The organism is Pseudomonas sp. NPDC087639 (genome assembly GCF_044743385.1).
Lineage (GTDB): Bacteria > Pseudomonadota > Gammaproteobacteria > Pseudomonadales > Pseudomonadaceae > Aquipseudomonas.
In genome coordinates, this window is sequence record NZ_JBIUWI010000093.1 from 1 (window position 1) to 10,094 (window position 10,094).

Here is a 10,094-nt window from a genome sequence, read left to right on the forward strand (position 1 = left end):
GCGGTCCCCCGCGCCGCCGTCGACCCGGGTACGGTTCCCAACTACGCGCCTGCCGCTATCATGCCGGCGCGTGGCGCCGGTTCCCGCGTCTGGGATCAGGCCGGCCGCGAGCTGATCGACTTTGCTGGCGGCATCGCCGTCAACGTATTGGGCCACGCGCACCCGGCGCTGGTCGGTGCCTTGACCGAGCAAGCGAACAAGCTGTGGCACGTATCGAACGTGTTCACCAACGAGCCGGCCCTGCGTCTGGCGCACAAGCTGATCGACGCCACGTTCGCCGAGCGCGTGTTCTTCTGCAACTCTGGCGCCGAAGCCAACGAGGCCGCGTTCAAGCTGGCCCGTCGCGTGGCGTTCGACCGTTTCGGCAGCGAGAAGTACGAAATCATCGCCGCGCTGAACAGCTTCCACGGCCGTACCCTGTTCACCGTTAACGTCGGTGGCCAGTCGAAGTACTCCGACGGTTTCGGCCCGAAAATCACCGGCATCACCCACGTTCCTTATAACGACCTGGCTGCGCTGAAAGCTGCGGTTTCCGACAAGACCTGTGCGGTCGTGCTTGAGCCGATCCAGGGCGAGGGCGGCGTACTGCCGGCCGAACTGGCTTACCTGCAAGGTGCCCGCGAACTGTGCGACGCAAACAACGCGCTGCTGGTGTTCGACGAAGTGCAGACCGGCATGGGCCGCAGCGGCAAGCTGTTCGCCTACCAGCATTACGGCGTGACTCCGGACATCCTGACCAGCGCCAAGAGCCTGGGCGGCGGTTTCCCGATCGCGGCGATGCTGACCACCGAAGCGCTGGCCAAACATCTGGTCGTCGGCACCCACGGCACCACTTACGGCGGCAACCCGCTGGCGTGCGCCGTCGCAGAAGCGGTGATCGACGTGATCAACACCCCTGAAGTGTTGAATGGCGTCAATGCCAAGCACGACAAGTTCAAGACGCGTCTGCAGCAGATCGGCGAGAAGTACGGCCTGTTCACTCAGGTGCGTGGCCTTGGTCTGCTGATCGGTTGCGTACTGAGCGATGCCTGGAAAGGCAAGGCCAAGGACATCTTCAACGCCGCTGAAAAAGAAGGCCTGATGATTCTGCAAGCCGGCCCGGACGTAATCCGTTTCGCCCCGAGCCTGGTGGTGGAAGACGCCGACATCGATGCCGGCCTGGACCGCTTCGAACGTGCTGCAGCGAAATTGACGCAAGCTTGATAGACCCTTCGGCGCCTGAACATTTCAGGCGTCGAGCCTAATTTTTGATGCCGGGCAGATTCAACTGCCGGAGTGAGTCTTTGTGGTGAGGGGATTTATCCCCGACGGGGCGCGAAGCCCCCCCAGAAACCTGGGGCCGCTGCGCAGCCCATCACCACAAAGAGCCTATCCCACAGTGTCCGGTGTTTTTTTCAGTAAATTTTATAAGAGAAAGGAGTGACACCATGCTGGTGATGCGCCCCGCGCAAATGGCTGATCTGGGCGAGGTACAGCGTCTGGCTGCGGACAGCCCGATTGGTGTCACTTCCTTGCCGGATGACGTGGAACGTCTGAGCGACAAGATCGCCGCGAGCGAAGCCTCGTTCGCCGCCGAAGTGAGCTTTAACGGTGAAGAGAGCTACTTCTTCGTCCTTGAAGACACCGCCACCGGCAAACTGGTCGGCTGCTCGGCCATCGTTGCCTCGGCGGGTTATTCGGAGCCGTTCTACAGCTTCCGCAACGAGACCTTCGTCCACGCATCCCGCGAATTGAAGATCCACAACAAGATCCACGTGCTTTCGCAATGCCACGACCTGACCGGCAACAGCTTGCTGACCAGTTTCTATGTGCAGCGCGAGTTGGTGGGTTCGCCTTGGTCGGAGCTCAACTCCCGTGGCCGTCTGCTGTTTGTCGCCAGCCACCCGGAGCGTTTTGCTGATTCGGTGGTGACCGAGATCGTCGGTTACAGCGACGAGAATGGCGACTCGCCGTTCTGGGACGCCATTGGTCGCAACTTCTTCGACCTCAACTACGCCGAGGCCGAGCGCCTGTGCGGGCTGAAAAGCCGTACGTTCCTCGCCGAGCTGATGCCGCATTACCCGATCTACGTGCCGCTGCTGCCGGATTCCGCTCAAGAAGCGATGGGCCAGGTGCACCCGCGTGCGCAGATCACCTTCGACATCCTGATGCGCGAAGGCTTCGAGACCGACCACTACATCGACATTTTCGACGGTGGCCCGACCCTGCATGCGCGTGTTTCGGGGATCCGTTCGATCGCCCAGAGCCGCGTGGTGCCAGTGAAGATCGGCGAGCCGGTCAAAGGTGCCGGGCGCCAGTATCTGGTGGCCAACGCCCAGTTGCAGGATTACCGCGCCGTGTTGCTTGAGCTGGACTACGCGCCGGGCAAACCGGTGACGCTGGATATGGAAGCGGCCGAAGCCTTGGGCGTCGGTGAAGGTGCCAGCGTGCGCCTGGTGGCGGTTTAACGCCTTAGCGAGTTTCACGGGTGGCGAAGGCGGCCCGTTTGAGGAGATAGCATGATTGTTCGTCCCGTACGCAGCAGCGATTTATCCGCGCTGATCGACCTGGCCCGCAGCACCGGCACCGGCCTGACCACATTGCCGGCCAACGAAGAGCGCCTGACCCATCGGGTCGGCTGGGCCGAGAAGACCTTTCGCGGCGAAGCAGGCCGTGGCGACGCGGACTACCTGTTCGTGCTCGAAGATGACAACGGCCGCGTGGTGGGGATTTCTGCCATTGCCGGCGCGGTCGGTCTGCGTGAGCCCTGGTACAACTTCCGTGTCGGCCTCACTGTCAGCGCTTCGCAAGAGCTGAACATCTATCGAGAGATCCCGACGCTGTTCCTCGCCAACGATCTGACCGGCAACTCCGAGCTGTGCTCGCTGTTTCTGCACGCCGATTACCGCACTGGCCTCAACGGCCGCATGCTGTCCAAGGCGCGGATGCTGTTCATCGCCGAGTTCCCGGAACTGTTCGGCAACAAGATCATCGCCGAGATGCGTGGTGTGTCGGATGAAGCCGGTCGCTCGCCGTTCTGGGAGAGTCTGGGCCGGCACTTCTTCAAGATGGAATTCAGCCAGGCCGATTACCTGACCGGTGTCGGCAACAAGGCCTTCATCGCTGAACTGATGCCGAAATTCCCGCTGTACACCTGCTTCCTGTCTCCGGACGCACGCAATGTCATCGGTCAGGTTCACCCGGACACCGAGCCGGCGCTGGCGATGCTCAAGAGTGAAGGTTTCAGCTATCAGGGCTACGTCGACATCTTCGACGCCGGTCCGGCCATCGAATGCGAAACCAGCAAGATCCGCGCTGTGCGTGACAGCGAAGCGCTGGTGCTGGCCGTGGGTACGCCGGGCGACGACGCCACGCCGTTCATCATCCATAACCGCAAGCGCGAAGACTGCCGCATCACTGCCGCGCCGGCACGTCTGGCCGCCGGCACTCTGGTGGTCGATCAGCAGACCGCCAAACGTCTTCAACTCAACGCTGGCGATCAAGTGCGCGCCGTGGCGTTGTCCGCTGCTCGGGAGTCGAAATAATGAATTCGCTATACATTGCAGGTGAATGGCTGGCCGGTCAGGGCGAAGCTTTTCAATCGCTGAACCCGGTGACCCAGCAAGTGCTGTGGTCGGGGGAGGGCGCCACCGCCGCTCAGGTCGAGTCGGCCGTGCAGGCTGCGCGTCAGGCATTTCCGGGCTGGGCACGTCGTTCGCTGGAAGATCGCATCAGCGTTCTGGAAGCTTTCGCCGCCGCGCTGAAAAACCACGCCGACGAACTGGCCCGCACCATCGGTGAGGAAACCGGCAAGCCACTGTGGGAAGCCGCGACTGAAGTCACCAGCATGGTCAACAAGATCGCGATCTCGGTGCAGAGCTACCGCGAACGTACCGGCGAGAAGAGCGGCCCGTTGGGCGACGCCACCGCCGTGCTGCGCCACAAGCCCCACGGCGTGGTCGCGGTGTTCGGCCCTTACAACTTCCCGGGGCACTTGCCGAACGGCCACATCGTGCCGGCGCTGCTGGCCGGTAACAGCGTGTTGTTCAAACCAAGCGAGCTGACCCCGAAAGTCGCCGAGCTGACGGTCAAGTGCTGGATCGAAGCCGGTCTGCCGGCCGGCGTGTTGAACCTGCTGCAAGGCGCTCGCGAAACTGGCATCGCGCTGGCCGCGAACCCGGGCATCGACGGTCTGTTCTTCACCGGTTCGAGCCGCACCGGCAATCATCTGCACCAGCAATTCGCCGGGCGCCCGGACAAGATTCTTGCGCTGGAAATGGGCGGCAACAACCCGCTGGTGGTCGATCAGGTCGCCGATCTGGATGCGGCGGTTTACACGATCATTCAGTCGGCGTTCATTTCTGCCGGCCAGCGCTGCACCTGCGCCCGTCGCTTGCTGGTGCCGCAAGGCGCGTGGGGCGACAGCCTGCTCAAGCGTCTGGTGGAAGTCAGCGCGACCATCGAGGTCGGTGCATTCGATCAGCAACCGGCACCGTTCATGGGGTCGGTGATTTCCCTCGGTGCGGCGAAAGCGCTGATGGATGCCCAGGAACATCTGCTGGCCAACGGCGCCGTGTCGCTGCTGGAGATGACTCAGCCACAGGCGCAGTCGGCGCTGCTGACTCCGGGCATTGTTGATGTGACGGCTGTGGCCGAGCGCCCGGACGAAGAACTGTTTGGCCCGTTGCTGCAAGTGATCCGCTACACCGATTTCGCTGCCGCGATCAGTGAGGCCAACGACACCGCTTACGGCTTGGCCGCGGGTCTGCTGTCCGATTCCGAAGATCGCTATCAGCAGTTCTGGCTGGAAAGCCGCGCCGGCATCGTCAACTGGAACAAACAACTGACCGGTGCTGCGAGCAGCGCACCGTTCGGCGGTGTCGGCGCCTCGGGCAACCATCGCGCCAGTGCCTACTACGCGGCGGATTACTGCGCGTACCCGGTGGCGTCGCTGGAAACACCGAGCCTGGTGTTGCCTGCCACCCTGACGCCTGGCGTGAAGATGGCGTGATACCCATTCGCGAGCAGGCTCGCTCCCACAGGATTTGTGTCGTGCACTACGTGTGTGACCACCACCGAACCTGTGGGAGCGAGCCTGCTCGCGAAGGCCGCGCCTCGGTCGCACTGAACAGTTAGTTACTGAAGCCTATAACAACAGATTCTCGTGGAGCCTCGCTGATGAAATCCTATGAAGTCAATTTTGACGGTCTAGTGGGGCCGACCCATAACTACGGCGGTCTGTCCTACGGCAACGTGGCGTCCCAGAGCAACAGCCAGCAATCCTCGAATCCGAAGGAAGCCGCGCTGCAAGGCCTGGCGAAAATGAAAGCGCTGATGGAAATGGGCTTTCAGCAAGGTGTGCTGGCGCCACAGGAGCGTCCGGACGTGGCCGCTCTGCGCCGTCTGGGTTTCAGCGGCACCGACGCTCAAGTGATCGAGCGCGCCGCCAAAGAAGCCATGCCGTTGCTGGTTGCCAGTTGCTCGGCGTCGAGCATGTGGGTCGCCAACGCCGCCACGGTCAGCCCGAGTGCCGACACCGCTGACGGCCGCGTGCATTTCACCGCCGCCAACCTCAACTGCAAATATCACCGCAGCATCGAGCATCCGACCACCAGCCGTGTGCTCGGCGCGATGTTCGCCAATCAGCAGCACTTTGCTCATCACGCGGCTTTGCCGGCGGTGGCGCAGTTCGGCGACGAAGGCGCGGCCAACCACACGCGTTTCTGCCGCGAGTACGGCGAGGCCGGTGTCGAGTTCTTCGTGTTCGGTCGCAGTGCTTTCGACAATCGTGTCCCGGCACCGCAAAAGTACCCGGCCCGTCAGACCCTCGAAGCCTCGCAAGCGGTTGCGCGTCTGCACGGTCTGCGTGACGAAGGCGTGGTTTACGCCCAGCAAAACCCGAACGTGATCGATCAGGGCGTGTTCCACAACGATGTGATCGCGGTGGGCAACGGCGAGGCGCTGTTCTATCACGAGGACGCGTTCCTCAACACCGAGCAGATGCTGGCCGAGTTGCAAGGCAAACTGGCCAAGGTCGGCGGCAACTTCCAGTCGATCTGCGTGCCGCGTTCGGCGGTCACCGTGGACGACGCGGTGCGTTCGTACCTGTTCAACAGCCAGTTGTTGTCGCGCCCTGATGGCTCGATGCTGTTGATCGTGCCGCAAGAGTGCCAGGCCAACGAGCGCGTGTGGGCCTACCTGCAAAGCCTGACCAGCTCCGGCGGTCTGATCCGCGAAGTGAAAGTCTTCGACCTCAAGCAAAGCATGCAGAACGGTGGTGGCCCGGCGTGCCTGCGTCTACGCGTCGCGCTCAATGAAACTGAACTGGCGGCGGTCAACCCAGGCGTTATCATGACGGCCCCGTTGTACGGTTCGTTGACCGCATGGGTTGAAAAGCACTACCGCGACCGTCTGAGCGAAACCGATCTGGCGGACCCGCAGTTGCTGCTTGAATGCCGGACGGCACTGGATGAACTGACGCAAATCCTTAAACTGGGCGCGGTTTATCCATTCCAGATCAATTGATGGCCGGCGCGTCGCCTGAACGCGGCGCGCGGTTTATCTCCCCAAGAGAGTAAAAACATGAGCGATTCCCTGCAGCTGATCCTTGAAGACACCGACGGCACGCAACTGCAAACCTCGTGCACCCGCGTCGCGGTCATGTGGCAAGGCAAAGAGCTGTGGATCCAGCAGGACGGCCGTGGCCAACTGCTGATCGGCGTGGACGTCGAAGAAGGCGACGCCGAGTACGCCAACCTGCTGCTGCGCCCATTGGCGACTAATCTGGTAAGTCTGCAACTGGAAATGGAACCGGCTGACGTCGGCGACGACGAAGACCACGTGCACGGCCCGGATTGCAACCACGACCACTAAGGAAACCGCTCTATGCTCGCCCTCGGCAAACTGCTTGAACTGACCCTCGCCGGCCGCGAACCGGCGGAGAAGACTCAACTGACTGTCGAAGGCGTGCGGATGCGCTGGTTGAGCGAAGGTGCGCTGGAAGTCCGGCCACCGGAAGCACGCGACAATGGCCTGGATCTACTGCTGTCGGCGGGGATCCATGGCAACGAAACAGCGCCGATCGAGTTGCTTGACCGGCTGCTGCACGACATCGCACGCGGCGATTTGAAACCGCGCGCACGCATTCTGTTCCTGTTCGGCAACCCGGAAGCGATTCGCAAGGGTGAGCGCTTCGTCGAGCAGGACGTCAATCGGCTGTTCAACGGCCGTCATGAACAAACCAGCGGTTCTGAGGCCATACGCGCCTGTGAGCTGGAACGACTGGCGGCGAGCTTCTTCAGCCTGCCGGATCGTCAGCGACTTCACTATGACCTGCATACGGCCATTCGCGGTTCGAAGATCGAGCAGTTCGCTTTGTACCCGTGGAAGGAAGGTCGCCAGCATTCCCGCCGCGAACTGGCACGCCTGCGTGCGGCCGGCATGGAGGCGGTGCTGTTGCAGAACAAACCGTCGATCGTGTTCAGCTCATACACCTACGACAAGCTCGATGCCGAGGCCTTCACGCTGGAACTGGGCAAGGCGCGACCGTTCGGGCAGAACGACGGGGTCAATGTGTCGCTGCTGGAAACCCGCCTGAAGCAGATCATCGAAGGCAACGAACCGGCCGCCGAGGAAGGCCTGGACGGTTTGCAACTGTTCAGTGTGGCGCGGGAAATCATCAAGCACAGCGATGCGTTCCGCCTGAACCTGCCGCAGGACATCGAAAACTTTTCCGAGCTGGAAGTGGGTTATGTGCTGGCCGAAGATCTGGCCAATACCCGCTGGATCATCGAGGAAGAGGGCGCGCGGATCATCTTCCCCAATCCCAAGGTCAAGAATGGCCTGCGGGCGGGCATCCTGATCGTCCCGGCCACCGACGAAAACCTGGCCTGATGTGATGATCGTTCCCACGCAGAGCGTGGGAACGCCTCAATGGAGGGTCAGACCGCTACTGCACGCGGCTCTGTGCGACGCAACGCACGAACCTTCTGCAACGTATCCGCGCAAGTCTTCGCCGCTTCCTGGCCCTTGTGCACAAAGTGCTCCAAGAAGAACTTCTGATGTTCTTCACCGGCATGGAAGTGATGCGGGGTCAGGGACACCGAGAACACCGGTACTTCGGTTTCCAGCTGAACCTGCATCAGGCCGCTGACCACCGACTGGGCGACGAACTCGTGACGATAGATGCCGCCGTCCACTACCAGGGCTGCCGCGACGATACCGGCATAACGACCGGTCTTGGCCAGTAGCTTGGCATGCAAGGGCATTTCAAAGGCGCCGCCGACTTCGAAAAAGTCGATGTCCGATTCCTGATAACCCTGAACGAGCATTTCAGCGACGAAGCCTTTACGGCTCTGGTCGACGATTTCCTTGTGCCAGCAAGCCTGGATGAACGCGACGCGCTCGCCGTGAGGGTGTTTGGTTTTGCTATCGAAAGCGGTGGGTTGCATGTTCTGACTCCTGTTTGTGTGAAAAACAGGGCGTTATGAATCGAATGGGATTCAAGGGTGCGCACGCTCGCACGAATGCACGCGGACGGCCCTTTAGCGTCAATCCCGTTCTCTCTTCATCCGGACTATGACCGTCGGCCCCGGAATCACACCGGGTCTGCTGACCTTGCCGCCATCCACCGCCGAAGCCGTGGCCGCCGCCAAGCGCTCGCGGGCTATGCGCATTGCGCGCAATTACCGCCGGTGGGGAATTGCACCCCGCCCTGAGAACGTTTTGCCGCCCTTTTGTGGGCGGCGCAGCGTTTTTAACACAGATTGTGTGTCTGCGCATTGCGCCTTTGCGATGATTGCTATCGAGTTTTTTGAACGCTCTTTGGGTGTTTTCCTGCGCCAAGGGTTGATTAATCGGTGCGATGACCGCAGTAATTCACCTCCATAAAGGGATTTCCCCTGCTGACTTGAGGCCAGGTTCATGAGCGTTATCGATCTTCGCAGCGACACCGTCACTCAACCGACTCCCGCCATGCTCGACGCGATGACTGCGGCGGACACCGGTGATGACGTGTACGGCGAAGATCCGACGGTCAATCGTCTGGAGGCCGAATTGGCGAAACGGCTGGGTTTCGCCGCTGCGCTGTTTGTGCCGACCGGCACCATGAGCAACTTGCTCGGCTTGATGGCGCATTGTGAGCGCGGTGACGAATACATCGTTGGTCAACAGGCGCACACCTATAAGTACGAGGGCGGTGGCGCGGCGGTGCTCGGTTCGATCCAGCCACAGCCGCTGGAGGTGCAGGCCGACGGTTCGCTGAATCTGGATCAGGTCGCCGCCGCGATCAAACCCGATGACTTCCATTTCGCCCGGACGCGATTGCTGGCGCTGGAAAACACCATGCAAGGCAAAGTGCTGCCGCTGGAGTATCTGGCGCGGGCGCGCAAGTTCACGCAGGACAATGGCTTGCAACTGCACCTGGACGGCGCGCGGTTGTACAACGCGGCGGTCAAGCTGGGCGTTGATGCCCGAGAAATCACTGGGCACTTCGATTCGGTGTCGGTGTGCCTGTCCAAGGGGCTTGGCGCGCCGGTAGGCTCGGTGTTGTGCGGAACGGTCGAGTTAATCGGCAAGGCGCGTCGCTTGCGCAAGATGGTCGGCGGCGGCATGCGTCAGGCCGGATTGCTGGCTGCGGCGGGGTTGTATGCGCTGGATCACAACGTCGAGCGCCTGGCCGATGACCACGCCAACGCGCACTTGCTCGCCGAAGGCCTGCGTGAAGCCGGTTTCACTGTCGAACCCGTGCAGACCAATATGGTTTACGTGCAAATGGGTGATAAAGCGGAGGCACTCAAGGCGTTTGCGGCCGAGCGCGGGATCAAATTGAGCGCCGCCTCCCGTCTGCGCATGGTCACGCACATGGACGTCAATCGCTCGCAAATCGAGCAAGTGATCGCGACATTCGTCGAGTTTTCGCGCAAGTGACAGCGTTAGCCGTCCAATTGACCGTTTCTATCGTATAAACACGCTGTACCCCGCGCGCTGGGCCGATATAATGCGGCCCTTTGCCGTCGCTTCGTCTGTTGACGTTTCGCACAGGCCTTTGGCCGCAGCCTCCGTGGAAGAACCTAATGAAAAGCGCAGAAATCCGTGAAGCCTTCCTTCGCTTCTTC

At 61.5% G+C, this 10,094-nt stretch carries 9 protein-coding genes and 1 riboswitch; of the genes, 8 read left to right on the forward strand and 1 reads right to left on the reverse strand.

The features are described 5' to 3' along the window. The 7 genes from ACIOVB_RS25215 to astE all read left to right on the forward strand — a co-directional run. The coding region (locus ACIOVB_RS25215) for an aspartate aminotransferase family protein (protein WP_401272011.1) at nucleotides 1–1,203 on the forward strand (1,203 nt) is incomplete at its 5' end. A 224-nt stretch (nucleotides 1,204–1,427) separates the two neighbouring features. Continuing rightward, the gene (aruF, locus tag ACIOVB_RS25220) at nucleotides 1,428–2,447 is read left to right on the forward strand and encodes an arginine/ornithine succinyltransferase subunit alpha (RefSeq protein WP_100847631.1); all 1,020 of its coding nucleotides are present in this window, start codon (nucleotides 1,428–1,430) and stop codon (nucleotides 2,445–2,447) included. 51 nt (nucleotides 2,448–2,498) lie between these two features. Further along, entirely contained in the window at nucleotides 2,499–3,524 is a 1,026-nt protein-coding gene (gene astA / locus ACIOVB_RS25225) for an arginine N-succinyltransferase (RefSeq protein ID WP_187679281.1), read from the forward strand. Continuing rightward, complete coding sequence (gene astD / locus ACIOVB_RS25230; protein WP_187679342.1) at nucleotides 3,521–4,990, forward strand: succinylglutamate-semialdehyde dehydrogenase; 1,470 nt, start codon at nucleotides 3,521–3,523, stop codon at nucleotides 4,988–4,990. Before astA ends, astD begins: the two co-directional genes overlap by 4 nt. A gap of 167 nt (nucleotides 4,991–5,157) precedes the next feature. Next, a complete protein-coding gene (gene astB / locus ACIOVB_RS25235) occupies nucleotides 5,158–6,504 on the forward strand; it encodes an N-succinylarginine dihydrolase (protein WP_401272012.1) in 1,347 nt (448 codons plus the stop codon). Nucleotides 6,505–6,561: 57 nt separating this feature from the next. Continuing rightward, the gene (locus tag ACIOVB_RS25240; RefSeq protein ID WP_016983958.1) at nucleotides 6,562–6,852 is read left to right on the forward strand and encodes a hypothetical protein; all 291 of its coding nucleotides are present in this window, start codon (nucleotides 6,562–6,564) and stop codon (nucleotides 6,850–6,852) included. A 12-nt stretch (nucleotides 6,853–6,864) separates the two neighbouring features. After that, complete coding sequence (gene astE, locus ACIOVB_RS25245; protein WP_401272013.1) at nucleotides 6,865–7,872, forward strand: succinylglutamate desuccinylase; 1,008 nt, start codon at nucleotides 6,865–6,867, stop codon at nucleotides 7,870–7,872. 47 nt (nucleotides 7,873–7,919) lie between these two features. Here the strand turns inward: astE and ACIOVB_RS25250 are convergent, their stop codons facing one another. Then, nucleotides 7,920–8,429: a 6,7-dimethyl-8-ribityllumazine synthase gene (locus ACIOVB_RS25250; protein ID WP_401272014.1), complete on the reverse strand. Its 510-nt coding sequence runs from the start codon at nucleotides 8,427–8,429 to the stop codon at nucleotides 7,920–7,922. Nucleotides 8,430–8,532: 103 nt separating this feature from the next. Then, nucleotides 8,533–8,704: riboswitch (FMN riboswitch) on the reverse strand. Nucleotides 8,705–8,901: 197 nt separating this feature from the next. Here ACIOVB_RS25250 and ltaE point away from each other — a divergent pair. Beyond that, nucleotides 8,902–9,906 carry a low-specificity L-threonine aldolase gene (gene ltaE / locus ACIOVB_RS25255; RefSeq protein WP_401272015.1) on the forward strand — a complete coding sequence of 335 codons (1,005 nt, stop codon included), beginning with the start codon at nucleotides 8,902–8,904 and terminating at the stop codon, nucleotides 9,904–9,906. Nucleotides 9,907–10,094 lie beyond the last annotated feature (188 nt).

Bases quoted from the DNA above. Each gene is read 5' to 3' on its own strand.
- aruF (WP_100847631.1), top strand. From the start codon at position 1,428: ATGCTGGTGATGCGCCCCGCGCAAATGGCTGATCTGGGCGAGGTACAG.
- astA (WP_187679281.1), top strand. From the start codon at position 2,499: ATGATTGTTCGTCCCGTACGCAGCAGCGATTTATCCGCGCTGATCGAC.
- astB (WP_401272012.1), top strand. From the start codon at position 5,158: ATGAAATCCTATGAAGTCAATTTTGACGGTCTAGTGGGGCCGACCCAT.
- ACIOVB_RS25240 (WP_016983958.1), top strand. From the start codon at position 6,562: ATGAGCGATTCCCTGCAGCTGATCCTTGAAGACACCGACGGCACGCAA.
- astE (WP_401272013.1), top strand. From the start codon at position 6,865: ATGCTCGCCCTCGGCAAACTGCTTGAACTGACCCTCGCCGGCCGCGAA.
- ACIOVB_RS25250 (WP_401272014.1), bottom strand. From the start codon at position 8,429: ATGCAACCCACCGCTTTCGATAGCAAAACCAAACACCCTCACGGCGAG.
- ltaE (WP_401272015.1), top strand. From the start codon at position 8,902: ATGAGCGTTATCGATCTTCGCAGCGACACCGTCACTCAACCGACTCCC.